We start from the raw sequence: 22,802 nt of genomic DNA on the forward strand, positions 1-22,802 counted from the left end.
ATGGCCGAAGACGCGCAAAAACCAGAAGAATACGGCGCAGATTCTATCAAGGTTCTCAAAGGCTTGGAGGCGGTTCGCAAGCGCCCCGGCATGTATATCGGTGACACCGACGATGGCTCTGGCCTGCACCATATGGTGTATGAGGTCGTTGACAACGGTATTGACGAAGCGCTTGCCGGTCACGCAGACGCCGTAAACGTCACGATCCACGCCGATGACAGCGTGTCGGTCAGCGATAACGGGCGCGGCATTCCGGTCGGGATTCACGAGGACGAAGGTGTCTCTGCGGCCGAGGTTATCATGACCCAGCTGCATGCGGGCGGGAAGTTCGACAGCAACTCGTACAAGGTGTCGGGCGGCCTGCACGGGGTTGGTGTGTCTGTTGTCAATGCGCTGTCGGATTATCTGGAGCTTCGGATCTGGCGCGACGGCAAAGAGCATTACGCGCGGTTTGAGGGTGGCTTTACCACCGAACCCTTGCGCGTTGTTGGAGATGCCGACGGGCGCAAAGGGACCGAAGTGCGGTTTCTGGCTTCGATCGATACGTTTTCCAACCGCGAATATGTGTTCAAAACGCTGGAACACCGTCTGCGCGAACTGGCGTTTCTGAATTCCGGCGTTCGGATTATTCTGACCGATGAACGCCCGGCAGAGCCGCTGCGCACCGAACTGTTCTACGAAGGTGGTGTGCGCGAATTCGTCAAATACCTCGATCGGTCCAAAACACCTGTGATGAGCGATCCGATTTTCATGACCGGCGAAAAGGACGGGATCGGGGTTGAGGTCGCGATGTGGTGGAATGACAGCTACCACGAAACTGTGCTGCCCTTTACCAATAACATTCCGCAGCGCGATGGCGGCACGCATATGGCGGGCTTCCGGGGCGCGTTGACCCGCACAATCAACAGCTACGCGCAGACCTCCGGCATCGCGAAGAAGGAAAAAGTCAGCTTCACCGGCGACGATGCCCGCGAAGGTTTGACATGCGTGTTGTCAGTCAAAGTGCCGGACCCGAAATTCTCCTCCCAGACCAAGGATAAGCTGGTGAGCTCCGAGGTCCGCCCAGCGGTCGAAAGCCTCGTGAACGAAAAACTGGCGGAGTGGTTTGAGGAAAACCCGAACGAGGCGAAGCAAATCGTCGGCAAGATCGTTGAAGCCGCCCTTGCCCGCGAAGCGGCGCGGAAGGCGCGGGAACTGACCCGGCGCAAGACCGCGATGGATGTTAATTTCCTTGCCGGAAAGCTCAAGGATTGTTCCGAGAAAGACCCGTCGAAGACCGAAGTCTTCCTTGTCGAGGGCGACAGCGCCGGCGGGTCGGCCCAGACCGGGCGTGACCGGGCGACGCAGGCGATCCTGCCGCTGAAGGGCAAGATCCTGAACGTGGAGCGGGCGCGGTTCGACCGGATGCTCGCCAGCCAGGAGATCGGCAACCTAGTAATGGCGCTTGGCACCGGGATCGGGCGGGATGAGTTCGACATCTCAAAACTGCGCTACCACAAGATTGTCATCATGACGGATGCAGACGTGGACGGCGCCCACATTCGGACGTTGCTGCTGACATTCTTCTTCCGTCAGATGCCGGAGTTGATCGAAGGCGGATACCTCTACATCGCGCAGCCGCCGCTTTACAAAGTCAGCCGCGGCAAATCCGAAGTCTATCTGAAGGATCAGGCGGCGATGGACAATTACCTGATCCAGCAGGGGATTGAGGGCGCGTCGCTTCGCCTTGCTTCGGGCGAAGAGATCACCGGCCAAGACCTTGCCCGCGTGGTAGAGGAAGCGCGCCAGATCCGTCGCATCCTACAAGCCTTCCCGACACTTTATCCTCAGCACATTCTGGAACAGGCCGCGATTGCCGCCGCGTTTGTGCCGGGGGCGGTCGACCAGAACCTGCAAGGGGTGGCCGATGCTATCGCCGCGCGGCTTGACCTGATCGCAGTGGAATACGAACGCGGCTGGCAAGGCCGCCCGACGCAGGACAAGGGCATCCGGCTCGCTCGCCTGCTGCGAGGGGTCGAAGAGGTCCGCACGCTGGACGGGCACGTCATCCGCTCTGGTGAGGCGCGCAAGCTCGGCAGTTATACCGACAGCCTGATCGACGCGTATGGCAAGCCCGCGAAACTGATCCGCAAGGATAAGGAGACCATGATCCACGGCCCGTCCGAGTTGTTGCAAGCGATCCTGTCCGAAGGCGAAAAGGGGCTGAACCTGCAACGCTACAAGGGTCTTGGCGAAATGAACCCAGACCAACTTTGGGAAACCACGCTTGATCCTGATGCGCGGACGCTGTTGCAGGTCAAGATCGATGACGTGGCCGAGGCGGACGATATGTTCACTAAGCTAATGGGCGACGTGGTCGAACCCCGGCGGGAGTTCATTCAGTCCAACGCCCTCAACGTCGAGAATCTGGACTTCTAAGCGGTCTTCGGCCCGACATGCTGCTCGCCCCGCGCTTTCGACAGGGCGATCTGTTTTTGCCGTTCGCGAAAGCGGGCCTTTTGGTCGTCGGTCGTTTCGTCAACGCATTGGTGGCAGCTAACGCCCTCTTCGTATTCGGCACGCTGCTTGTCATTCGGAAGGATCGGGCGGCGGCAGGCAAAGCAAAGTGCGTGCGGGCCTTCACGCAGCCCGTGTTCGACTGACACGCGTTGGTCAAAGACAAAGCACGACCCGTCCCATTTGCTGTCGGCCTCTGGCACCTCTTCCAGATATTTCAGGATGCCACCTTTTAGGTGGAACACATCCTCCACCCCCTGACCGATCAGGTAGTTCGTGGATTTTTCACAGCGAATACCACCGGTGCAGAACATCGCCACGCGCTTGTTGTGAAACCGATCCTTGTTCTTTTCCCACCATTCCGGAAATTCACCGAAGCTTTTAGTTTCCGGGTCCACCGCGCCTTCGAACGTGCCAATGGCGACCTCGTAGTCGTTACGGGTGTCGATGACGACGACATCGTCCTGCGAGATCAGATAGTTCCAATCCTTCGCTTCGACGTAATGCCCGACCGCGGCGGTGGGGTCGACATCCGGCTGGCCCATCGTCACGATCTCACGCTTCAGGCGCACTTTCATCCGATTGAAGGGCATCTCGGCGGCTGGGCTTTCCTTATGCTCAAGCGCCGCGCAGCCGGGCAGGGCGCGGATATGTGCAAGGGCCGCGTCAATCCCTGCACGGGTTCCGGCGATCGTGCCGTTGATGCCTTCGGACGCGAGCAGTAGCGATCCCTTGACGCCCCCGGCATCGCAAACAGCTTGCAACGGCGCACGAAGCGCCGCCGGATTGTCGAACCGGGTGAAGTGGTAAAGTGCAGCAACTGTAAACATGGGCGCCGGGATACTCCCGCGCTGCAACCCGCGCAAGACCGCTTTCGTGGTTGCATTGTCGCGGTCGGGCGGGTTTCTTAGACGGAATGGATCGACAGGAGACCGCGCATGCGCCCAGCCGACGAAGCCCTGATCGTCATCGACGTTCAAAACGATTTCTGTCCCGGCGGTGCGCTGGCGGTGGAGGGCGGTGATCAGATCATCCCCCAGATCAACGCGATGTTGCCGGAATTTGCGGTGCGTGTCCTGACGCAGGACTGGCATCCGGTCGGGCATTCATCGTTTGCTTCGACCCATGCGGGGTCGGCGCCGTTTGGAACGACCGAATTGCCCTACGGCACCCAAGTGCTGTGGCCAGACCATTGTGTGCAGGGCACAGGCGGCGCGGCCTTCCACGCGGACCTTCACACCGACCTTGGCGATGTCGTGATCCGCAAGGGGTTCCGGCCCGAGATCGACAGCTATTCCGCCTTCTTTGAAAACGATCACGAAACCCCGACCGGGCTTGACGGATACCTGGCGGAACGGGGCGTGAAAAAGCTGACTCTCGTTGGCCTCGCGACCGATTTCTGCGTTTATTACTCCGCCGTTGATGCGGCCAGCCTTGGCTATGATGTCACTGTCCTGCAATCCGCCTGTCGCGCGATTGACCTTGACGGATCGCTCGCCACTGCGCGCGAGGCGATGCAGGCCGCCGGCGTTCGGTTGGAGGGGTAGATCATGGCCGATATCGCAACCCGCGTTTATAATCACAAATGGAAGATCGACCCGATTGTCCGGTCCCTTCTTGATACCGACTTCTACAAACTTCTGATGTGTCAGTCCGTGTTCCGCAACAAGCCCGACACGCAGGTCACGTTTTCGCTGATCAACCGCACCAAGTCGATCCGATTGGCGGAACTGGTCGACGAGGGCGAGTTGCGCGAACAGCTCGATCACATCCGCTCCCTCTCGCTGTCTCGTGGTGAGTCCACCTTCCTGCGCGGCAACACCTTCTACGGCAAACGCCAGATGTTCCGCCCCGATTTTATGGAGTGGTATGAGGGCATGCGCCTGCCGCCCTACCACCTCGAAAAACGCGATGGTCAGTATGAGCTGACGTTTGAGGGCACCTGGCCCGAAGTCATGCTTTGGGAAATTCCCGCGCTCGCCGTGTTGATGGAGCTGCGCTCCCGCGCGGTGCTTGACGGGATGGGGCGGTTCGAACTTCAGGTGCTTTACGCCCGCGCCATGACCAAGGTCTGGGAAAAGGTCGAACGCCTGCGCGATGTGCCGGACCTGCGCCTTGCCGATTTCGGCACCCGCCGCCGCCATTCCTTCATGTGGCAGGATTGGTGCGTGCAGGCGATGCTGGAAGGGCTGGGCGAGAAATTCGTCGGCACGTCAAACTGTCTCATCGCGATGCGGCGCGAGGTTGAGGCGATCGGCACCAATGCTCACGAACTGCCGATGGTCTACGCCGCGTTGGCCGAGGATGACGCAGCGCTCGCCCGCGCACCCTACACCGTCCTGTCCGACTGGCATGATGAGCACGAAGGCAACCTCCGCATCATCCTGCCCGACACCTACGGCACCGAAGGGTTCCTGAAAAACGCTCCCGACTGGCTGACCCAATGGACCGGCATCCGCATCGATTCCGGCGACCCGGCCACCGGCGCAGAAACCGCGATCCGCTGGTGGAAAGATCGCGGCGAAGACCCGCGCGAAAAGCTGGTGATCTTTTCTGACGGCCTCGACGTCGATAAAATCATCGAACTGCAAACCCAATTCGCGGGGCGGGTCAAAGTCAGCTTCGGCTGGGGCACCCTCCTCACCAACGACTTCCGAGGCCTCGTCCCCGACGACGCCCTCGCACCCTTCTCCCTGGTCTGCAAAGCGGTCGAGGCGAACGGCAAACCCACCGTGAAACTGAGCGACAACCCGAACAAGGCGATGGGTCCTGACGCGGAGATCAAGCGGTATAAGCGGGTGTTTGCGGTTGGCGAGCAGGAGCGGGTTGAGGTTGTGGTTTAGGGGTAACTTTGTGGGGCATTTCCGTCATTGCGGACGGCAGGTGTGCGGGACAAAGTGAGCTTTCGCCGTGCTTGCTCCAATGGCCGCTATTCTAGCATCGCCGTCCGATTTTCCGGAGTGGTCCCTCTCTTGCGAGCGACGTGAGGAATGTCTTTGGTGGGCGCTTTGTTGCGTCCGAGGTGCTTTTTTGGCCGCCCGCTCCTCGCAGCAGAAACCTAGAACTCTTCAATCTCCGGGACAGTGCCAAGTCTGACGAGGAAGCTCGGCGATCCGACTTCGCCCGTGCTCGGATCTTCGATGATCGTATAGGCATCAGCACCGGCGCACTCTTCACGATCGGCTTCTCTTTCGGCCCTGTTCTGAGCTTCTAATGCGGTTGTGTATTCGAATTGCTTGTCAACTTTCAGACCCGCTTGCCCGCTTCGACTTGCCTTCGTTTCCACATAAGTCTGGCAAATATGGTGAACCTTGTCCGTATTTTCGTCAGAATTCTTCATGAGCAGATCCTTCTCGGGCGCGGGAACGAATGGGACGCCGTGGGCGCCTCGAGCGATCCAATGTGGGACATTATTCGTCCTTTGGAAACAGACTTCAAGGTCCGCTTCATTGCTTCACACCAACTTTGGGCGAAGGCTTCTTCTTTGCCCCCGCGACGGCCTTGGTTGGCGTGTTCGCTTTTCGCTCGAGGCGGGCATTGCGAAGGCGGTCGAGTTTGACTTGCCGCTGTTCCGCTTCGTCGTCGATTATCTTTCTGACGACGCGGCTTGTCTTGTCCATCGGCGTTTCCCTAGTAAGAAAGCTCTCCTTGAACACAGTTTTTTTGGTCCGCTTGGTCATCGGCTCATCTCCTTATTGATTTCATCTGCGAGCAAAGGGGCGAAAAGCATCAAACAATTTCCAGGTGTTTGCGTATTACATCGGCGTTCCGCCCCCCTGGCATCTGGTGGTCATGGAGCATCGATATCTTGATATCGGGTGCCGCCATGGCTTGCATCAGAGCGCTGTAAGTCATCTGAAATCTCACTACAGACCCCACGCTCATGCTCGGCAGAGTGGTGCCGATGACCAGTTGATCGCTTGTGGCGCCGATAAACGTCGTTCCGTCGGGCATCAGAAGCCCAAGAATGTTTGTATCCTGATGCCCCAGCGCAAGGATCAATCGTGTAGGGTCTTCGCCCTTTGGCGCAATGAGATGCAATGCGAGCGCCGGAGAGGCGCTGCTTTGAGGCAGAAGCACAGACCGATTGTTAGCCTCGATCACTTCGGCAACCAGCGTGAATGCATCGGTGTACATCCCGTCAATCCGACCTCCCGACAGTGGATCAACACCCAGTAGGATTGCTTCGCCCAATCTCAGATCGTTTATGCGGCCGGTCGGATGCCCGCCGAACGCCCAAGGCAGGTTTGCAGAATTGCCGCCGGAAACCGTCTGAAGGAACGGGCCGCACTGCCTCTCCACCTCCGTTGCCAAAGCAGACAGGGCCTCCATTTTGGCTGCATTAGGGGCCACACCGGTGAGGCAGGCGAAATTGGCGCCTATGCCTTTCAACGCGACACCCGGCAAGTCGACCATGCGCTGCGCGATTGCAGCAAGTTCTGCTGGCATGATCCCTTCACGGTTATCACCCATCTCAACCATCAGGATGATGTCGTGAACGCGATCGTGCCGGATCGCAGCAGCAGCGAGGGCCGTGATAACGGCAAACTCGGTGTTGTAGCTTGCCTCACAGAATTGGACGACCTCATCCACCTGGCTCAGCATTGGCGTTCGGATCAAGGTAATCGGGCAGAGGAGGCCCGCTTTGCGCAACCTCTTCACGTTGCTCAGGCGCGCCTCAGCTAGGCCTGTTGCGCCCCCGTCTAGCATGGCCTGCGCTATTGCGGGACGGCCGCAGACCGCTTTGGTTACGCCGGTGACGCCGATGCTGCGGGCATTCAGCGCCTGAACAACAGTCTGGGTATTGTGGCGTATCTTGCTCAGATCCACCTCAATGCGCGGGGCGCTCATATTGCGGCCACAGGTGGTCCTTGCTTCAAACCAGGATAGGCGGCAACGACCATCGCTAGCAAATGTGCTGCCGGCCGGCTGAGCGCATCGGTCACAGGAAGCCCCAGTTTATGAGATTGCGCTGTGATTGTGTCCGCAAGCTCGGCCTCGGACATTCCCTCATGATTGATCGTGACCCCGATGACCTTCGTGTCAGCAAAGGCCTCAATAAGGGAAATTTCACTTGCCGGCGTAGGCATTGGCATGTTGGGGAAATCACAGCGATGGGCCCGTTTGGGTGCGTGCTGAAGGATAACGGCATCCGGTTGACTGCCGCGCAGGATAAAAGCCGATGTGCAGAACGCCGGATGGCTAAGCGCGCCTTGGCCTTCGATCAGAATGACATCGGGTTGCTCTGCCTCTGAGGCTGCAACAATCGCTCCCTCAAGTTCGCCACAGCAGAACTGGGGCGGCACGGCATCCATGGCCACACCGTATTTCGCACCCTGCATCAAACCCGTTTGGCCCGTACCAACAAGAACTGTCTTGATGCCTTTTGCATTCAGGGCCCGCGCCAAGACAGTCGCCGTTGTCCGTTTGCCAATGGCACAATCGGTCCCGAGAATCGCAATGCGCAAGGCGCTAACACCCGCGATGCTTCCATCAAACAGACGCATGTCCTTGCTTAGCTTTGGCTTGCGAATGTCGCGGATGGTGACACCTTGCTGAGTAGCGGCGCTGGCGATTTCGGGGTCATCGCTCAGGAATTCGTGCAACCCGCTGACGATGTTCATTCCAAGATTGATTGCATCCAGAACGACGCCGCGGTCAGCCGCAGATAGCCGTCCCGTAGATGGCGCCATCCCGTAGATGAACGTATCGGGGATGACGGCTTCATTGGCGACAGCGGCAGCCAGTGTTTCCAGGACTGGTATCTGGTTTGCCGCACGGTCAAGAATGAGGCCGCTGTCCCCTCCTGTGTGAAGGCTATCGACCACAGACAGGACCCGATAAGCTTGAGAATGGCGCACGAGGCCGTTTGCTGTCTTACCGTCGATTTTCGCGAAATTACCCTCACAATAGACAATCGCGGTTGGGCGTAAGTTGATCTGCTTAACAGGTGCTGAGTGTTCAAGTTCAAAATCGCTTAGCGGCGGCGTTTGTGCCTCCCTGCCAATACGAATGATGGCGCTCGCGGCGCTAAGTTCGGTCGTCATTGTGTTTCCTCGTTCGTGGTCGACACTGCGGTTTGCACCTGTCCTGACGTAGCGTGCCAAGTGCGGATCTCAGTGCGATAGTGTCAGTCGCTTAGAACGCACTGACCTTTTGAGTTCTGGAAATTTCTGTCGCATTCCCAGCGGTTTCCCGACCTGTCGAGATGGGCGTTCGCGGGGATGTCGATCGCTTCGCAATCCTCGTCGGTCGCGGCGTATCCACGCTCACACCTCCACCCCGCACCGTAGGTCGCATCGTCGAAGTAGGCATGCGCCGGGATAACAACAGCCGCGCATTGGCCATCCTGTTCGAAGAAGCCGCGTTCACATGTCCAGGGTCGGCCGTAACTTGTTCCATTCAGAAAAGCATTCTCTGGAACCACGATGGCGACGCAGAGATCACCCGAGACCTCAAACCCGCGGTCGCACCTCCACCCGGACCGGTACGACGCATCCGAGAGGTAGGCATTTGCCGGCAGGGTGATCTCTTGGCAGATATCGTCGACCTTGAGATACCCTCGCGAGCAATGCCAGCGTTCACCAGAAGGGTCGAGAAACCCTCCATCGGGCACAATCACTTCAACACAAGCAATGTTGTCGAGTACGCGATACCCGTGAAGACATTCCCAACCGAGACCGTATGTCCGGTTGGTCTCATAGGCGTTTGCCGGCACAACAACGGCATCGCAGGTATCTTCGTTAAGCCTGAACCCGATGTTGCATTCCCAACCTTCGCCATAGCGCTTCGCGCTCGCGTTTTCTGGCATTGGCGGGGCAGATGATTGAGCAACCGCAGGGGCCACGACCAGAAGCAGAGCGCAAACCGAACCGAGAACGTACGTCATAATGGATTGAACGCCGTTAGACAGACGCGCCTTGTAGGGTCGTGGTGGCAGTTGCAGTCTCACGCCTGCATCATGATCCATCCAGCTCGAGCCCTTCGATGCAGGCTGCTGCAAGATCGCGGTTTGGAGTGTCAGTGCCCGGTAACGTCGCCCAACCGGTGTCCATTATGGCCCGACGGCGGCCAAATCCCGAGGCATCTTGAATGCTTGCCAGCTTTTCAGCACGTTCGGGGTCGGATGCTGACATATCGAGGCAGACCGGCACCATGGCTATGGTCACCTCTTCGCTGGCGTGGTCCTGTGCCATTTCTTGTGCAGTGCCGCTGGTCGTCCAGCCGCCGAAAGAAAAGCCTAGGATTGAGATCGCGATCGCGCCACCCAAAGCTCCGTAGAGGCCTGGTTTCGTCCATTCTGGGAGAGTCATTTTGATTCCTATGGCGGAGAAAGCGCCGCCTCACTGTTTTTGCGCGGACGAAAACTTGCGTCAGGGCCGTTCCAAGTCGAATTGATCGACAGGGCGCTGTTCAAATCTCGTCGCAATTCATGAGAATACTCAGCCGCCAAAACGGATGATCTACCGCACCGGCTGGGTGGTAGTGCGCGATATCATCGGCAAACTACCCAAATATCAGATCCTTGCTTGCGGACCTAACAACTGAATTTTCATGATAGAGGATTGTAATTCGCTCTGGCAGGCGATGCGCCTATGCCGCAGAAAACCACAACTTTGTACCACCTACCTAGTCTCATGGCACCGAAATTGCAACGCAAACGGTCCGGGTCTTGTTTTTAAGGACAGCAATGCCTCTTGAATGAGGGGATTGGCAAGCCTGCCCTCAGTCCTTTCGCCAGCAATGTCACCCTATTGTGCGACGGCCGAAAGCAGTCATTCATCCAAAACGCGGCATTGGTCACATTGGCCTCCTTACTGCCGTTGGAACAAACGCAGCATCGACCACAACAAGTGTTCAGGAGGCGGTCGTGGACGGCCCAAAGCTGCCTTTGCCCAACCGCTTGAGGTGCTGCAGTCGCGCCCGCTATGCGGACATTCGCTGCAAGAGCAAAACCTGACGTCACCTGAACTCACAGTCTGCGAACTAAAGCGGACCTTTGCGACGTACCCCTGGGCGCAGAAACAGTGACCCTTGGAACTTGAAGATTAAACTCCACACATCGGCGAGAAATTTCTGACGATGGACAACTGTCCGGACGCTAACACAAACGTCTTGCCGAAAGACTCGGCTGACATCCGAAAGTGCAATGCGGAGACAAGCGTTGGTCTTGTGGTGTTGGGACCACGCCACCCGGCGGTCGCAACCCTGAGACTGCGGATCGCTTTGGCTTGTCCCCGCATGGGCATTAAGTAGGGTCAATCAGCGCAATAGAACAGTGAATAATATTTGCAATTCACATGACTATTTATCATGGATAGATGTCATGGATATTTCGCTGATCAAGACGTTTCTCGAAGTCGCCGCAACGGGATCGTTCGTAGCTGCATCTGAACGCCTGTTCGTCACGCAATCCGCCGTGTCGCTTCGTGTGCAGCGGTTGGAGGAGTCTCTGGGCCGGCCGCTCTTCACACGCTCCAAGGCCGGGGCGGAGCTGACGGCGGCGGGACGGGAGTTCGAATACTATGCCCTCAGCCTGATCAAGATCTGGGAAGAAGCCCGCCAGCAAGTCGCGATACCGGACGGGTTTCGCAAAAGCCTGACGGTCGGGGCCGAGTATTCGTTATGGCCGCGCTTGGGGTTTCGCTGGATCGACGGGTTGCGGGCTGAGATGGCCGACCTCAACCTCAGGGCAGAGCTTGGCATGCCGGACCGAATGACCCGCTTTCTGATCGAGGGGGTCGTCGATGTCGCGCTGATGTATACGCCGCAACTGCGCCCCGGCCTGTCCGTTCGACCGCTTATGGAGGAGGAACTGGTCCTCGTCGCCTCATGGCCCGATCCGATCATCGAAGAAGTGCGGGACAACTACCTGTTCGTCGATTGGGGGCCGGAGTTCCTGCACGCCCACTCCAGCGCATTGCCTGACCTGACGAACCCCGGGCTTACGTTCTCGCTCGGTGCGATGACGGCGGATTATATCGCGCGGCGCAATCATGCGGCCTATTTACCCGCGCGCTATGTGAAACGGTACATCGACGCGAAGGCGTTGTTTCTGGTCGGCGATGCGCCACGATTCCCCTATCCGATCTGGTCGGTGTGGAGAGATGACCTCGATCCTGAGGTTGCGGCGATCGCCGAGGACACATTGAACCGTGCCCTTGCGCAGACCGACACCGAGCAAGAGGCCGTTATGGTGCAATTGCGCAACATAAGTGAGGATGGCGAGATCGAAATCCTCGGAGAATAAAGGCCTTTTCTCACATAAGTGATACTCGTTTTATGAATGAGTAATTTGAATTTAACTTATGTCATCCCTGTTTCTATATCCGTCTTAGCAGAAATGCTCCCGGTCCACGAAAAGGACGGGTCACTTTGTTGGGAAAGGATAGACCCATGGAAAAAGTTTCTAAACTCGCCACTGTTTCGGCACTGGCTCTGTTGATTGCTGCCCCTGCTTTCGGCCAAGGCCGCCTTGTCGGCACCGAAGCACTGGATGACCGGATCGACGAAATCCAAGACGACGTGAACGAAGATCTCGCACGCGGCGAAGACGCAGCCCGCTTCGGCCCGAATGGGGTTGAGCAAGGCTGGCGCGGATCGGTCGCACTGACCGCCTCTGCCGCATCGGGTAACACCGACACTGGCGAAGTTTCCGGTGCTGGTCGTCTGACCTACGGCGTCGGCCCTTGGAACCACAGCTTTGGTTTCGCAATCGAATACGGCGAAGCAAACGGCGTCAAAAACGAAGAAAAACTGTTCGCCACCTACGAAGGCAACCGTTATTTCAACGACCGTTTCTATGTCTTCGGCATTGCGCGGATGGAATATGACGGCTTTGCAACCAACGAACGTGACGCGTTCCTCGGCGCTGGTCCCGGTTACCGTGTGATCAACAATGAAAACACGACATGGCGTCTGCAAGCTGGCCCTGGCGTGCGTTACATCGAAGATCAGCTCGGCAACTCCGACACCGAGGCAGGTTTGCTGGCATCGTCGCGCTACTTCTACCGTCTGACCGACACCGTGTCGCTGACCAACGACACCGACATCCTCGGCTCGTCGCAAAACACAATCGCGACGAACGATCTTGGCCTGAACTTCCGTGTGTCGGACAACCTGTCGACCCGCGTCAGCTACCGGACAGAGTATAACTCTGACCCGCTGCCGGGCCTCGACTCGACCGACAACACCCTGGGCCTGTCTCTGGTCCTCGGCTTCTAAGCCGAATAAAAAAAGGTGCTTTTCAAACTTGGAGGCGGAGAAATCCGCCTCCTTTTTTAGTTTCGCTGATGATGTATCGGTTGCATAGATACAGTTTAAGCTCAGAGGAGCGATTGGTTCTTCGAATTAAGCTATACGCGGCTACAACACCGTTTAGGTTCCAGAACTCAGGAAGGGTGCAGGAGAAGCGCGGGGGCAAGGGTCATTACGTCCGTCTCCGCAGCATTGTTTTTCCGGGTGCTCGAGCTATCCGCGCAAAAGGCAAGCACATCTCAAAACCTCAGCAGCACGCCAATATAGGCTACATAGGCAAGCACGAACGCACCGCCTTCTCGTCTGCTTATCACCCAGCCAGTTCGCGCCAAGGATCGTGATTACCAGACCCAAAACGGCGATAGCGATTGCCATCCCGATTGCGTGATCTGGACCGAGCACGGCCTCTGCCTCATCTTCATAAACGGCGGCGGCTGGCGTACCAGAACCACGTCGTTCGGACCGAAGCGTGAAGCTTAGATAGACGATCAACGCCAAGAAGAACATCATGCCGACAACGCGGCTTACATCGCCGAAAAGCACAACGCCGAGACAGAAAAACGTCGCGGATATCAGTACCGCACCATCACGTTTAAACGCTTTTGGATCGACCACAACGGGCGCGATCAGGGCGGCGATACCGAGGATTAGCAACACGTTCCCGATGTTGCTTCCCACGACATTGCCGATGGCGATGCCGGATGACCCTGACAAAGCTGCCTGCACGCTGGTAACTAGTTCTGGCGTTGATGTTCCAAAGCCGACCAATGTCACGCCGATGACCATTGGCGAAATCCCAAGGGACTTGGCGGCTGACACCGCACCCCGCACCAGCATTTCGCCGCCTACCACCAGCCCGGCGAGGCCGATACAGACAAGCAGCGTGGCATTCATTCTCTAATGCTCGGCGTTACTGCCTTCTCAGCATTCTCCGAGCGCTCAGCCTGATCTGCTTCGAGCTCAGCCTGATCTGCAGCGAGTGCGGCCGTTTCCGGCGTCGATGCGCGCGCCATTGGCTTAACCTGGAATACAACCTTGTTTTCTTGGGCAACTGCCGGAGCCGTCCGCAGCCGGAACACGGCAAACAGGATCAACAAGATATGCGCTGTTCCCGTCACCGCAAACAAACTGGACGCGCCAAAGGTAGTCATCGCAAATCCCGCGATTGTCGGCCCGATGATAGAGCCGATGCCGTAGACCAACAACAATCCCCCGCTGATCTGAATGAACGAACCCGGTTCCGCGTGATCGTTCGCGTGAGCGATAATCACCGGATACATGGCAAACACCGAGGCACCGAACAGCGCGGCAAGGCTCAGCGCCACAAGCGGATTGGTAAGCCCGGAAAAGATAAACAACCCGTCCGCAATCAAGGCAAAGACCGCAATCCCTATTAGAACTCTGCGCCGGTCAAATGTATCCGAGGCGATGCCCACAGGGATTTGCGATGCCGCCCCGGCCAGAATGGGGATACTGGCAAAAAACGCTATGTCGTTGAGGCTTAGGCCGATCCGTGCGGCATACACCGCCGCCAATGTCCCGAAAGAGGCATTTGATATGCCAACCATCAGAACGGCAAACACCGCGATGGGTGAGTTTTTCCACAACCCGCGCAGGTTCAAGGAGACTTTGGTCAGTGGTCGCGGAGTAGTCGTCGCGCTGATGGCCGTGGGCAAAAGCGCGAGGCAGTAGACCATCGCCGCCAACACGAAGAAGAAATAGCCGCTCGCGTCGCCCAATGTGAGCACCATTTGCCCCGCTGTGGACGCAGCCAGATTAACCATGGTGTAGATGCCAAACACGCGCCCGCGCGAGGACGCATCTGCCCGCTCATTCAGCCAGCTTTCTACGATCATCGCCGCGCCGGCAAAACAAAAGCCGGATAAAGCCCGCACAGGGATCCAGACCCAAGGCGTGATAAGCACGAGCGATAACAACACCGCAATTGCCGCAATCGCGCACATGGCCCCAAACGCACGAATATGTCCGACACGGACCACAAGTGCAGGCGTGCGCAGGCACCCCGCGACATAACCGATGGCCCACCCCGTTCCGAGTAGGCCGAGTGACGCCGCAGTGAATCCTTCGGCCTCCCCGCGAATTGGTAGGATCAACCCGTTGACGCCTCCGGCAAACAGCAAAAAGGCCGATCCCAATAGCAAAGCGGACAATGGAAGCAGACTTCTCACCATGATTACAGTCGACCTTCTACAACCATTTTGAAAACTTGAAGATCAGGAACAGGGCCAACCCTACAGCTATCGAACAAACGGTCAGCACCCAAAACGCCTGCGGCGTCGCCGTTCCGGGCATTCCCGCCACATTCACACCGAAAAGACCCGTCAAAAAACCCAGCGGCAGGAAGATCGCAGCAACAACAGACAGCACATAACTGTTGCGGCTGAGCGCATGGGCGCGTTCAGCGTCGATGTTATCTTGAAGGGCTGAAAGCCGATCCCGTGTCGCGTCCAGCTCTTCTACGATCCGGCGGGTGCGGTTGGCGGTTTCACGAAGCAGGGCCTGTTCGTCCGGCGTGATGATCCAGCCCTCCAGTGCAGCCAGCGCGGCAATCGCTTCGCGTTGCGGGTTGATGAACCGCCGCATCTTTATCACGGCCTGCCGGATTCGGCCCAGTTTTCCAGTGGGCAATGGCCGCCCTTCCGAGATGGTTTCTTCCAGTTCATCGGTCTGCTCTTCCAATCCCACCGACACTGTTTCGATCCGGCTGGTAAGGCCATTGGCGAGTTCTGCCAGAAAACGCCCTACCGACTCGGGAGCGGTTCCCGCCTCGGCAGCCTCACGGATGGCATCCACCGCCCAGACCTTGCGCATTCGTGCCGAGACAATCGCATTGCCCGTGACCCACAACCGCAGGGACACCATGTCTTCGGGATCGGACTCCGGGTTCAAGTTGACGCCGCGCAGGTTGAGTATCAGCCCATCTTCGAAGCGCTCGCATCGCGGGCGGGTCTCGCTTTGCAACAGCGCGCGCCCCGCAATATCGGGAAGGTGTTCCCTTATCCAGGGCGGCAGGCCCTGGTCGCGCAAATCCAGGTGCAGCCAGCGGAATCCGGCTGCGGGTTCCATATCCATTCGTTCGCTCAGGACCGGTTTGGCCTTACCGCCATGGATGTCAAACGCCGCCAGCGGTGTGATTACTCTTGTTCCCATGAAACGAACTTACGTTCAAAATCCGCGAATATCCAAATACTTGTCACGAGATAAGCACGGTGTGATGAACGGATAGGCGATCACGAACCGAACCAAATCACGTCCCCAGCCAGCCGATCACACGTTCATGTCGAGCTTGACGGCTTCCCTCAAGAACTTTGCCAAGGCATCGCGGTTCATGACTTCCTGCAGCGGCACTTTCACATGCCGCATTTGACCATCTCGGCCCACAAGAAACCCATCAGGATCGGCAAGTACCGTTCTTCTGCGAAGCCAAGAGAAACCTGCTCTTTGGCTTTCTGGATGTTGCAGATCATTGATTTTCTTGTAGAAAGACGGCTGGTTCCATCTGAGTTCTTCTCGCAGGTCTTGACCGTGTAATAGCCCAAGCTTCCGCAGTTCGACCGCTATTTCGCGCTGGCTCTCGAATAGCTCCGCGAGCCATCTCTCAATGTCGAGTTTCATGGCACTTCCTATTTGGGAAACAGTGTCCGACACTACGCCCTACAATCGTTCGGATAGATAAAACAGTGACTTCTTTAGAGGGGTCTCGGCCAATATGGGTTTGTCCGGAGCATAGTTCGAACAGAGGATTGCCATTGCCGCCGCCAGAAGAAAGAATGAAGCTGACAGGGTGTGTTCTTGCAGTTGCGGCAGACCACTTGAATTGCGATAGTGACGCATGGCGGAGTTTACTGGTCACGACGCTTACATCGCCGCCACACCGGAACATCTCCGACCGTTGCTGGTCCAATTGAGAGCTCAGCTTGCCCTAACGCTACCCGACGCAGAAGAGATCATCGCGTATGATATGCCGGGTTTTGGGTTCGGAAAATCAATCATTGCAGGTTTTGCTGCGTTCAGTAAACAATGCGGCCTCTACGTTAGCAACGGCGCAATCACCGCTCATGCTGAAGATATCGCCGCGTCCGGGCTCAAGGCGACCAAAACTGGCGTCACTTTTTCCCCGAGTAAACCAATCTCCGACGAACTGGTTGCAAAACTCGCCCTTGCTTCACGAAAGGAGCTCGGATTGTGAACCGGCCCAGAGCCGACCTTCGCCGGAACGTTGGAATTTCGCGGTCGCAGCCCACATTGCTGCCATTCGCTGCGTCGTGCGCTGAAGTTCGTTTCGCCTAAGACGGCTGACCGGGTCGGAGATCGTCCTCCTGAAAAACGCGGGCTTGCTAGGTTGCGCCGGGTCTTTTTATGGATCAGATTCGGCGCTATGCTCGACTATCATATCCACCGCCTGCAACCCGAAGACGCCGAACACTTCACGGCGATGCTTGATCTCTTCTCCGAAGCGTTCGAGGACCCCGAAAATTACGCTTCGGCACGTCCCGGGGTGTCATATCGTCGTGATCTATTGGGTCGTGACGATATCTTTGCGTTGGTGGCCCTCTCCAATGATACCGTCGTCGGCGCAGCGGTCGCCTACGAATTGATGAAATCTGAGCAGGAGCGGTCGGAAATCTACCTATACGACATCGCGACCGCTCAGAGCCACCGGCGCAAGGGCGTCGCAACGGCCCTCATCGGCGGCCTCGTCAAGATCGCACAAGCACAAAACGCCTATTCGCTTTACGTGCAAGCTGATTACGAGGATGGTCCGGCCGTCGCGCTCTACACCAAACTGGGGCAACGAGAAGACGTTCTGCACTTTGATCTGTCCCTAAATTGATTTTGACTGAGTTTCTCTTTGGCACAGCCGAGCACGGCGACAGAATGCAACAGACCTCCAATCTTAATGAAGTCACGTCCGGCTTCTCCAGCGTAGTCTGAGTCGGATCTGACGACCCTTAACGGCCTTGCGGCTCCACCCAATATCACTCAACCAGCTTCCCGAAACTGAACCTTCGTTCGGGGGCGCAGCATATTCTTTCGCTCAAAGACGGCAACGCGGATCAAGCCGCCGCATCGGGTGAAATACCACGCTCTCAGCGGAAATTTCCACGCTGGTTACAACGGTCACCACCACGGTTGTCGCAGACAGTGCCTGGACGGAATCGGAGGTCAGTTTCGACCCCTGAAGGTTTGAGGACCAGAGATGACATTTTCAAGATACGCAGTGCTACTGGCTGCCGCGCTGGTGCTGGGTGCAAAGGCGGCGGACGCCGACCAGATGCTGTTCCCAAGGCTCGAATTTGCCCCTTGGGTGGGCGCAGAAGGAAATGTCTCCGCAGCCCCTGCAAATCAACAAGCGGTGCACTTCGCCGCGCCAAAATCGAACACATCCACACAAGACGGAGATGACGAATGACTGTAAATCCCGAAATGCTTAACTTTCATGTCGAGCGCCTGTTTGCGGACCTTTCCGCGGGTTATGGCGGTGTCATGGTCAGCATCGGAACGAAGCTGGGTCTTTACAAGGCGATGGAGGCGCAAGGGCCGATGACTTCCGTGCAAATCGCAAACCGGGCTGGCTGTGCCGAGCGTTACGTGCGCGAATGGCTGAACAGTCAGGTCGCGGGCGGCTATGTGAATTACCACCCCGCTGAAGATCTTTATGAGATGACACCAGAGCAGGCGATGATCCTCGTCGATGACACCTCGCCGGTCTATCTGCCGCACGCATGGCAGGTCGTCGCATCGATGTGGGCGGATGAAGCGAAGGCGATCGAGGCGATCCGCACCGGGCGCGGCGTTGCGTGGGGCGACCATGACGGGCGGCTTTACTGCGGGGTCGCGGCGTTTTTCCGCAACGGCTATTCTGCGAGTCTGGTGCAGGAATGGCTGCCCGCGCTTGATGGCGTCGTCGAAAAGCTGGAGCGCGGCGCGCGGGTGGCTGATGTTGGCTGCGGCCACGGTCATTCGGCCGTGATGATGGCGCAGGCGTTTCCGAATTCCACCTTCTACGGCTATGACGTTCACGAAGGGTCGATTGACGAAGCGCGAAAGGTCGCGGCGGCGGCTGGCGTCAGCGAACGCGTGACGTTCGAGGTTGCGGATGCATCAGGATACGCCGAACGCGATCTTGATCTGGTCTGCTTCTTTGACTGCCTGCACGACATGGGCAACCCGGTGTCCGCCGCCCGGCATGCCCGGTCAGCACTGGCCAAAGGTGGCTCGGTGATGCTGGTAGAACCCGCCGCCGAGGATCGGGTGGAGGACAACATCAACCCCATCGGGCGACTGTATTACGCGGCGTCCACGACGCTCTGTTGTGCCCATGCGATTTCGGAGAACGGAACGCATGTGCTGGGTGCGCAAGCCGGGCAGCGCCGCCTTTCGGATGTCTTTGCCGATGCCGGTTTCTCGGGGCTGGCGGAAGCGACCCGCACCCCGTTCAACCTGATCCTGCAGGCAAAAGCGTAACGCGATACCGGCGGGCCGGGGGATCGGCCCGCCCGTGACGCATGGTGGAAATTCAGATGCGTGTTGTTCCCTCAGTTCGGTCGGCAATACCGTCGAATCCGACTTTGCGCCACATGAAGCACCACGATTTTCTAGGCAAAGATGCATCGTTGATGTGAACGCCAATTTTTCATTGGAAGGGCTGCATGAAAGATGATCCGAATATCTGTTTTACAGACTCTATGCGATCGCCTCCATCCAATAGGATCCACAACATGAACTACGTCAAAATTTACGCGGGCGAAGACGGGAAATCCCGTTTCGTCGATGAGACTTGGCAGGTAATCGCAGGCGATTTCACACCGCCATCGCCGTCAGGATACATGGTCACCCCTACGATGTCTGCGAGCGGCGTGTTGGTGATGCATCATCCCGCCGACTACCTAGACGATTGGCACTGCGCGCCAGCGCTGGTTCTTGGAACTGTCTTGAAAGGGTCGGTTCGGATTCTGACCAGCAACGGTGATGCGCGGGTGTTGGCCCCCGGAGATCAGTTTCTGGCGGCGGACCTGACCGGATCGGGACACAAGATGGAGGAAGCAAACGGGGAATCCTACGATCTTGCTTTGGTCGTACTCGACAATGTTCCTGCTTCCCTACCTAGAGGTCTGTGATGAAGCTATATTACATGCCCGGAGCGTGCTCTTTAGCGCCTCATATCGCACTCCGCGAAGCCGATCTGCCATTTGGTTTGGTGAAAGTCGACTATCATTCCAGACGGACAGAGCATGATCGCGACTATCGTGAGGTCAATCCCAAGGGTTATGTGCCGGCCTTGGTGTTGGACGATGGCCAGCTTCTGACCGAAGTTTCTGTGATCCTGCAATATGTCGATGCGCTGGCGCCCGACGCCGCTTTGCTGCCGGCGTCCGGGATGAAGCGTTTCAGAGCATTGGAATGGCTGAACTATATCGGCACAGAGATCCACAAGAGCTTCAGTCCATTATTTCGACCGACAACGCCAGACGTGTTTCTGAAGCCGGGCAGGGAGCAACTGAAACGACGGCTGGCCGTTGTGGAAAGCCATTTGCATCAGCATGACTATCTGATGGGGTCCGACTTCTCGTTAGCAGACATCTATCTTTTCACGGTCTGTCGTTGGCTGGGCGATCAGGAACTTTCGCTCACTGATTGGCCAGCGCTGCTGCGCCACTCCGGCGATATCGCGACGAGACACGCTGTGCGGGAGGCTTTGGTAAGCGAGGGACTCTCTGATACTGACGTGGAATAAGCAGCAAGATCTGCGCATAAGGTATGCGCCACAGGCGGCCAGAGAAAGATCCACGCCATGCCCGAATTGTCGACCTTACTGACCTACATCGCCATTCTGACGGGCTTTGTGTTCTTTCCCGGACCATCGATCCTGCTGACGCTCACCCGGTCATCAACTTCGGGGGCTCGCGTAGGGGTCGCGACAAGCCTTGGTATTGCGCTTGGCGATCTCGTTCACACAGTCATGGCCGTCGTTGGGATTTCCGCAATTCTGCTGACCTCGGCGCAGGCATTCACAGTTATCAAGTTACTTGGCGCGGGATACCTGATCTACATCGGGTTGCGCTCCTTGTTCGAAGGGCGTTTGAATACCAAACCAGAGGCCACCGTCCCGATTTCCGTGCGTCAAGCTTTTCGCCAAGCTTGCGTCGCAGAGATATTAAATCCGAAATCGGCAATGTTCTTTCTTGCGTTCCTGCCCCAGTTCGTCGATCCGAGACTTGGACATATCGCGATGCAGTTGATGATCCTCGGCTTACTGTTCGTATTGATGGGCGCTGTAGCAACGCTCGTCGTCGCATTTGCTGCTGGGCATGTCGGCCGGTTCCTTCGTCGAAACCCGAGTGTCCAACGCTGGCAGTCGAAGGTCGTTGGGAGCATCTATTGTGCGCTTGGGATCAGATTGGCATTTCAGGAGCGATGAAGGTCCACAGGCGACAAGTCACTCCGAATAGCGACCGCCGGATTGAACCGGCGACAATTGCCTGAACCCTGAGGCACTGTGTCTACAGTGCGTGCGGGCTGAATGTGCTCAAAACGAGATGCCAACCGTTGCCGTTCAGGCTTTCCGGGGCTATTATTGGTGCCAACAAGTAGGAGTGCTCTGACAGTGATCAAATAAGACCCAATGCAAAAGCTGCCTTCGGGCACGTTGGAACTTATTTGTGGAGCACGAAATGCATCCCATCACCTATGACGTTGCCGTTTCAATCGACGGCTATATTTCGGGTCCCGAAGGGAACATTTCAAAGTTTGCCCAAGAGGGGCCGATCGTAGAGGATTACTTCGCCCGGTTGGCAGGCTATGCCGTCGCCATAATGGGTAAGGAGACTTACGAGTTTGGCTACCGTTTCGGTTTGAAGCCGGGTCAGAACCCCTACCAGCATATGAGAACGCTTGTATTCTCGCAGTCCATAAAATTGCCGGACGACAGCGATGTCACCGTGCATGATACGACTGATGTCAAGCTGCTCAAAGAGCTCAAGACCTCATCGAACGGGCCGATATATCTTTGTGGCGGCGGGGCGTTTGCCGGGTCACTTCTATCGATGGGCGTTATTGATCTTGTTCGTTTGAAACGTGCGCCGGTGGTTCTTGGCGGCGGTGTCAGCCTCTTCGGAGACTCAGCCACCTCTCCAGAATTGCGCCATGTCAAAACGCAGCAATATGATGGCGGATACGTCTTTCAGGAATTCGAAGTGGCATGCTAAACCTCGCCATTCGGGTACTTCACTGCTGGAGGCATTCGAACGGCAGCTTCGGTTCCCTGCGCAGAGGCGGCACGTGATCGAGACAATAGCAGGTCGGCACTTTCGAATTGATCAAATGACCGCGTGTCATACGACCGATGACCACTTCATTGGTCAGGCGGAGGCATTACGATCAGAATGGGATGCGTCGCAAAGATCAACTACGGTTGATACGGCATTACTGCGGCGAGCATCCGAAAGCCGCCGTTCGTCTCGTCGGCAGCATCCGTCAATTGGACTCATACCTGTCATTTAAGAACATGATGACCAAGCCCGATGCGGCCCACCTAATCCTCCCCCTCAACCCTCCCCCTCAACCCTCCCCCTCAACGCCTTCACCTCCCCGCGCACCTTCTTCGCCTTCAGCCGCCGCTTCTTGCTGCCGAGGGTCGGTTTCGTCGGCACTCTTCGCTTCGGCGCGTGGGTTGCGCGTTCGATCAGGTCCACCAGCCTTTCCCGCGCGATGTCTCGGTTGCGGGCTTGGCTTCGCGTCTCTTCGACGCGCAGCACGATGGCTCCGTCGGTTGTCCAACGCCGTCCGGCGAGGCGGCGGAGGCGGCGTTTGACGGGGTCGGGCAGGTTGGGGGAGCGCTCGGCCTCAAACCGCAGCTCTACGGCTGTTGAGACTTTGTTCACGTTCTGACCGCCGGGGCCGGAGGAGCGGGTGAAGCTCTCGGTCAGTTCCCAGTCTTCGATCGTGATGGTGTCGGTGATGCGCAACATGGGGTCAGGCTACGGGTTTCGTGGCGAAACCGGAAGGCCGGCAATCTGCGGATATCG

At 57.4% G+C, this 22,802-nt stretch carries 25 protein-coding genes; 13 read left to right on the top strand and 12 right to left on the bottom strand.

Features of this window, described 5'->3' with window-relative positions; genetic code table 11:
• Positions 1-2,418: a DNA topoisomerase (ATP-hydrolyzing) subunit B gene (gyrB, locus tag ACEWPJ_RS00885; RefSeq protein WP_416510270.1), complete on the top strand. Its 2,418-nt coding sequence runs from the start codon at positions 1-3 to the stop codon at positions 2,416-2,418.
• Here gyrB and ACEWPJ_RS00890 read toward each other — a convergent pair.
• Positions 2,415-3,326: a rhodanese-related sulfurtransferase gene (locus tag ACEWPJ_RS00890; RefSeq protein WP_416510271.1), complete on the bottom strand. Its 912-nt coding sequence runs from the start codon at positions 3,324-3,326 to the stop codon at positions 2,415-2,417. The genes gyrB and ACEWPJ_RS00890 overlap by 4 nt on opposite strands.
• Before the next feature lie 108 nt (positions 3,327-3,434).
• Between ACEWPJ_RS00890 and pncA the strand changes: the two genes are divergently transcribed.
• Together pncA and pncB are read left to right on the top strand one after the other, a co-directional pair.
• A complete protein-coding gene (gene pncA / locus ACEWPJ_RS00895; RefSeq protein WP_416510272.1) occupies positions 3,435-4,043 on the top strand; it encodes a bifunctional nicotinamidase/pyrazinamidase in 609 nt (202 codons plus the stop codon).
• A 3-nt stretch (positions 4,044-4,046) separates the two neighbouring features.
• Positions 4,047-5,339, top strand: coding sequence for a nicotinate phosphoribosyltransferase (pncB, locus tag ACEWPJ_RS00900; RefSeq protein ID WP_416510273.1), 1,293 nt, complete (start codon positions 4,047-4,049; stop codon positions 5,337-5,339).
• 215 nt (positions 5,340-5,554) lie between these two features.
• Here the strand turns inward: pncB and ACEWPJ_RS00905 are convergent, their stop codons facing one another.
• The 6 genes from ACEWPJ_RS00905 to ACEWPJ_RS00930 all read right to left on the bottom strand — a co-directional run bounded on the left by ACEWPJ_RS00905 (position 5,555) and on the right by ACEWPJ_RS00930 (position 9,809).
• Positions 5,555-5,836, bottom strand: coding sequence for a hypothetical protein (locus tag ACEWPJ_RS00905; protein WP_416510274.1), 282 nt, complete (start codon positions 5,834-5,836; stop codon positions 5,555-5,557).
• A gap of 106 nt (positions 5,837-5,942) precedes the next feature.
• Complete coding sequence (locus ACEWPJ_RS00910; protein ID WP_416510275.1) at positions 5,943-6,176, bottom strand: hypothetical protein; 234 nt, start codon at positions 6,174-6,176, stop codon at positions 5,943-5,945.
• Positions 6,177-6,225: 49 nt separating this feature from the next.
• Positions 6,226-7,347 (bottom strand): alanine/ornithine racemase family PLP-dependent enzyme, encoded by a 1,122-nt coding sequence (locus tag ACEWPJ_RS00915; RefSeq protein ID WP_416510276.1) that lies wholly within the window; start codon positions 7,345-7,347, stop codon positions 6,226-6,228.
• Complete coding sequence (locus ACEWPJ_RS00920; RefSeq protein WP_416510277.1) at positions 7,344-8,543, bottom strand: DUF1611 domain-containing protein; 1,200 nt, start codon at positions 8,541-8,543, stop codon at positions 7,344-7,346. Before ACEWPJ_RS00920 ends, ACEWPJ_RS00915 begins: the two co-directional genes overlap by 4 nt.
• A gap of 83 nt (positions 8,544-8,626) precedes the next feature.
• A complete protein-coding gene (locus ACEWPJ_RS00925; protein WP_416510278.1) occupies positions 8,627-9,307 on the bottom strand; it encodes a hypothetical protein in 681 nt (226 codons plus the stop codon).
• A gap of 148 nt (positions 9,308-9,455) precedes the next feature.
• Positions 9,456-9,809, bottom strand: coding sequence for a hypothetical protein (locus ACEWPJ_RS00930; protein WP_416510279.1), 354 nt, complete (start codon positions 9,807-9,809; stop codon positions 9,456-9,458).
• A 1,013-nt stretch (positions 9,810-10,822) separates the two neighbouring features.
• On the opposite strand from ACEWPJ_RS00930, the gene ACEWPJ_RS00935 reads away from it, so the two are divergent.
• Both ACEWPJ_RS00935 and ACEWPJ_RS00940 read left to right on the top strand, forming a co-directional pair.
• On the top strand, positions 10,823-11,746 hold the full coding sequence (locus tag ACEWPJ_RS00935) for a LysR family transcriptional regulator (protein WP_416510280.1): 924 nt from the start codon (positions 10,823-10,825) through the stop codon (positions 11,744-11,746).
• A 146-nt stretch (positions 11,747-11,892) separates the two neighbouring features.
• Complete coding sequence (locus ACEWPJ_RS00940; protein ID WP_416510281.1) at positions 11,893-12,720, top strand: DUF481 domain-containing protein; 828 nt, start codon at positions 11,893-11,895, stop codon at positions 12,718-12,720.
• A gap of 246 nt (positions 12,721-12,966) precedes the next feature.
• On the opposite strand, the gene ACEWPJ_RS00945 is transcribed toward ACEWPJ_RS00940, so the two are convergent.
• The 4 genes from ACEWPJ_RS00945 to ACEWPJ_RS00960 all read right to left on the bottom strand — a co-directional run bounded on the left by ACEWPJ_RS00945 (position 12,967) and on the right by ACEWPJ_RS00960 (position 16,389).
• Positions 12,967-13,647: a sodium:calcium antiporter gene (locus ACEWPJ_RS00945; protein WP_416510282.1), complete on the bottom strand. Its 681-nt coding sequence runs from the start codon at positions 13,645-13,647 to the stop codon at positions 12,967-12,969.
• A complete protein-coding gene (locus ACEWPJ_RS00950; protein ID WP_416510283.1) occupies positions 13,644-14,945 on the bottom strand; it encodes an MFS transporter in 1,302 nt (433 codons plus the stop codon). The genes ACEWPJ_RS00945 and ACEWPJ_RS00950 overlap by 4 nt, the downstream gene beginning before the upstream one ends.
• Positions 14,946-14,961: 16 nt before the next feature.
• Positions 14,962-15,840: a zinc transporter ZntB gene (locus tag ACEWPJ_RS00955; RefSeq protein WP_416510284.1), complete on the bottom strand. Its 879-nt coding sequence runs from the start codon at positions 15,838-15,840 to the stop codon at positions 14,962-14,964.
• 201 nt (positions 15,841-16,041) lie between these two features.
• On the bottom strand, positions 16,042-16,389 hold the full coding sequence (locus tag ACEWPJ_RS00960) for a DUF1801 domain-containing protein (protein WP_416510285.1): 348 nt from the start codon (positions 16,387-16,389) through the stop codon (positions 16,042-16,044).
• A gap of 217 nt (positions 16,390-16,606) precedes the next feature.
• Here ACEWPJ_RS00960 and ACEWPJ_RS00965 point away from each other — a divergent pair, with 217 nt between their 5' ends.
• From ACEWPJ_RS00965 to ACEWPJ_RS01000, 8 genes are all read left to right on the top strand, one after another.
• Positions 16,607-16,963, top strand: coding sequence for an iron chaperone (locus ACEWPJ_RS00965; protein WP_416510286.1), 357 nt, complete (start codon positions 16,607-16,609; stop codon positions 16,961-16,963).
• Positions 16,964-17,152: 189 nt separating this feature from the next.
• On the top strand, positions 17,153-17,608 hold the full coding sequence (locus ACEWPJ_RS00970; protein ID WP_416510287.1) for a GNAT family N-acetyltransferase: 456 nt from the start codon (positions 17,153-17,155) through the stop codon (positions 17,606-17,608).
• 366 nt (positions 17,609-17,974) lie between these two features.
• Positions 17,975-18,187: a hypothetical protein gene (locus tag ACEWPJ_RS00975; protein ID WP_416510288.1), complete on the top strand. Its 213-nt coding sequence runs from the start codon at positions 17,975-17,977 to the stop codon at positions 18,185-18,187.
• Positions 18,184-19,242 carry a class I SAM-dependent methyltransferase gene (locus tag ACEWPJ_RS00980; RefSeq protein ID WP_416510289.1) on the top strand — a complete coding sequence of 353 codons (1,059 nt, stop codon included), beginning with the start codon at positions 18,184-18,186 and terminating at the stop codon, positions 19,240-19,242. The genes ACEWPJ_RS00975 and ACEWPJ_RS00980 overlap by 4 nt, the downstream gene beginning before the upstream one ends.
• A 254-nt stretch (positions 19,243-19,496) precedes the next feature.
• Positions 19,497-19,895 (top strand): hypothetical protein, encoded by a 399-nt coding sequence (locus ACEWPJ_RS00985; RefSeq protein ID WP_416510290.1) that lies wholly within the window; start codon positions 19,497-19,499, stop codon positions 19,893-19,895.
• The gene (gstA, locus tag ACEWPJ_RS00990; RefSeq protein WP_416510291.1) at positions 19,895-20,512 is read left to right on the top strand and encodes a glutathione transferase GstA; all 618 of its coding nucleotides are present in this window, start codon (positions 19,895-19,897) and stop codon (positions 20,510-20,512) included. Before ACEWPJ_RS00985 ends, gstA begins: the two co-directional genes overlap by 1 nt.
• A gap of 57 nt (positions 20,513-20,569) precedes the next feature.
• Positions 20,570-21,196 (top strand): LysE family translocator, encoded by a 627-nt coding sequence (locus tag ACEWPJ_RS00995; RefSeq protein WP_416510292.1) that lies wholly within the window; start codon positions 20,570-20,572, stop codon positions 21,194-21,196.
• A 253-nt stretch (positions 21,197-21,449) separates the two neighbouring features.
• Positions 21,450-21,983: a dihydrofolate reductase family protein gene (locus ACEWPJ_RS01000; RefSeq protein ID WP_416510293.1), complete on the top strand. Its 534-nt coding sequence runs from the start codon at positions 21,450-21,452 to the stop codon at positions 21,981-21,983.
• Positions 21,984-22,322: 339 nt separating this feature from the next.
• On the opposite strand, the gene arfB is transcribed toward ACEWPJ_RS01000, so the two are convergent.
• The gene (arfB, locus tag ACEWPJ_RS01005) at positions 22,323-22,745 is read right to left on the bottom strand and encodes an alternative ribosome rescue aminoacyl-tRNA hydrolase ArfB (protein ID WP_416510294.1); all 423 of its coding nucleotides are present in this window, start codon (positions 22,743-22,745) and stop codon (positions 22,323-22,325) included.
• Positions 22,746-22,802: the final 57 nt, after the last annotated feature.

The sequence above is a fragment of the Aliiroseovarius sp. YM-037 genome (assembly GCF_048060095.1).
GTDB lineage: Bacteria > Pseudomonadota > Alphaproteobacteria > Rhodobacterales > Rhodobacteraceae > JBLUOA01.

Coding starts and splice junctions, on each gene's coding strand:
- gyrB (WP_416510270.1), top strand. CDS start 1: ATGGCCGAAGACGCGCAAAAACCAGAAGAATACGGCGCAGATTCTATC.
- ACEWPJ_RS00890 (WP_416510271.1), bottom strand. CDS start 3,326: ATGTTTACAGTTGCTGCACTTTACCACTTCACCCGGTTCGACAATCCG.
- pncA (WP_416510272.1), top strand. CDS start 3,435: ATGCGCCCAGCCGACGAAGCCCTGATCGTCATCGACGTTCAAAACGAT.
- pncB (WP_416510273.1), top strand. CDS start 4,047: ATGGCCGATATCGCAACCCGCGTTTATAATCACAAATGGAAGATCGAC.
- ACEWPJ_RS00905 (WP_416510274.1), bottom strand. CDS start 5,836: ATGAAGAATTCTGACGAAAATACGGACAAGGTTCACCATATTTGCCAG.
- ACEWPJ_RS00910 (WP_416510275.1), bottom strand. CDS start 6,176: ATGACCAAGCGGACCAAAAAAACTGTGTTCAAGGAGAGCTTTCTTACT.
- ACEWPJ_RS00915 (WP_416510276.1), bottom strand. CDS start 7,347: ATGAGCGCCCCGCGCATTGAGGTGGATCTGAGCAAGATACGCCACAAT.
- ACEWPJ_RS00920 (WP_416510277.1), bottom strand. CDS start 8,543: ATGACGACCGAACTTAGCGCCGCGAGCGCCATCATTCGTATTGGCAGG.
- ACEWPJ_RS00925 (WP_416510278.1), bottom strand. CDS start 9,307: ATGCCAGAAAACGCGAGCGCGAAGCGCTATGGCGAAGGTTGGGAATGC.
- ACEWPJ_RS00930 (WP_416510279.1), bottom strand. CDS start 9,809: ATGACTCTCCCAGAATGGACGAAACCAGGCCTCTACGGAGCTTTGGGT.
- ACEWPJ_RS00935 (WP_416510280.1), top strand. CDS start 10,823: ATGGATATTTCGCTGATCAAGACGTTTCTCGAAGTCGCCGCAACGGGA.
- ACEWPJ_RS00940 (WP_416510281.1), top strand. CDS start 11,893: ATGGAAAAAGTTTCTAAACTCGCCACTGTTTCGGCACTGGCTCTGTTG.
- ACEWPJ_RS00945 (WP_416510282.1), bottom strand. CDS start 13,647: ATGAATGCCACGCTGCTTGTCTGTATCGGCCTCGCCGGGCTGGTGGTA.
- ACEWPJ_RS00950 (WP_416510283.1), bottom strand. CDS start 14,945: ATGGTGAGAAGTCTGCTTCCATTGTCCGCTTTGCTATTGGGATCGGCC.
- ACEWPJ_RS00955 (WP_416510284.1), bottom strand. CDS start 15,840: ATGGAACCCGCAGCCGGATTCCGCTGGCTGCACCTGGATTTGCGCGAC.
- ACEWPJ_RS00960 (WP_416510285.1), bottom strand. CDS start 16,389: ATGAAACTCGACATTGAGAGATGGCTCGCGGAGCTATTCGAGAGCCAG.
- ACEWPJ_RS00965 (WP_416510286.1), top strand. CDS start 16,607: ATGGCGGAGTTTACTGGTCACGACGCTTACATCGCCGCCACACCGGAA.
- ACEWPJ_RS00970 (WP_416510287.1), top strand. CDS start 17,153: ATGCTCGACTATCATATCCACCGCCTGCAACCCGAAGACGCCGAACAC.
- ACEWPJ_RS00975 (WP_416510288.1), top strand. CDS start 17,975: ATGACATTTTCAAGATACGCAGTGCTACTGGCTGCCGCGCTGGTGCTG.
- ACEWPJ_RS00980 (WP_416510289.1), top strand. CDS start 18,184: ATGACTGTAAATCCCGAAATGCTTAACTTTCATGTCGAGCGCCTGTTT.
- ACEWPJ_RS00985 (WP_416510290.1), top strand. CDS start 19,497: ATGAACTACGTCAAAATTTACGCGGGCGAAGACGGGAAATCCCGTTTC.
- gstA (WP_416510291.1), top strand. CDS start 19,895: ATGAAGCTATATTACATGCCCGGAGCGTGCTCTTTAGCGCCTCATATC.
- ACEWPJ_RS00995 (WP_416510292.1), top strand. CDS start 20,570: ATGCCCGAATTGTCGACCTTACTGACCTACATCGCCATTCTGACGGGC.
- ACEWPJ_RS01000 (WP_416510293.1), top strand. CDS start 21,450: ATGCATCCCATCACCTATGACGTTGCCGTTTCAATCGACGGCTATATT.
- arfB (WP_416510294.1), bottom strand. CDS start 22,745: ATGTTGCGCATCACCGACACCATCACGATCGAAGACTGGGAACTGACC.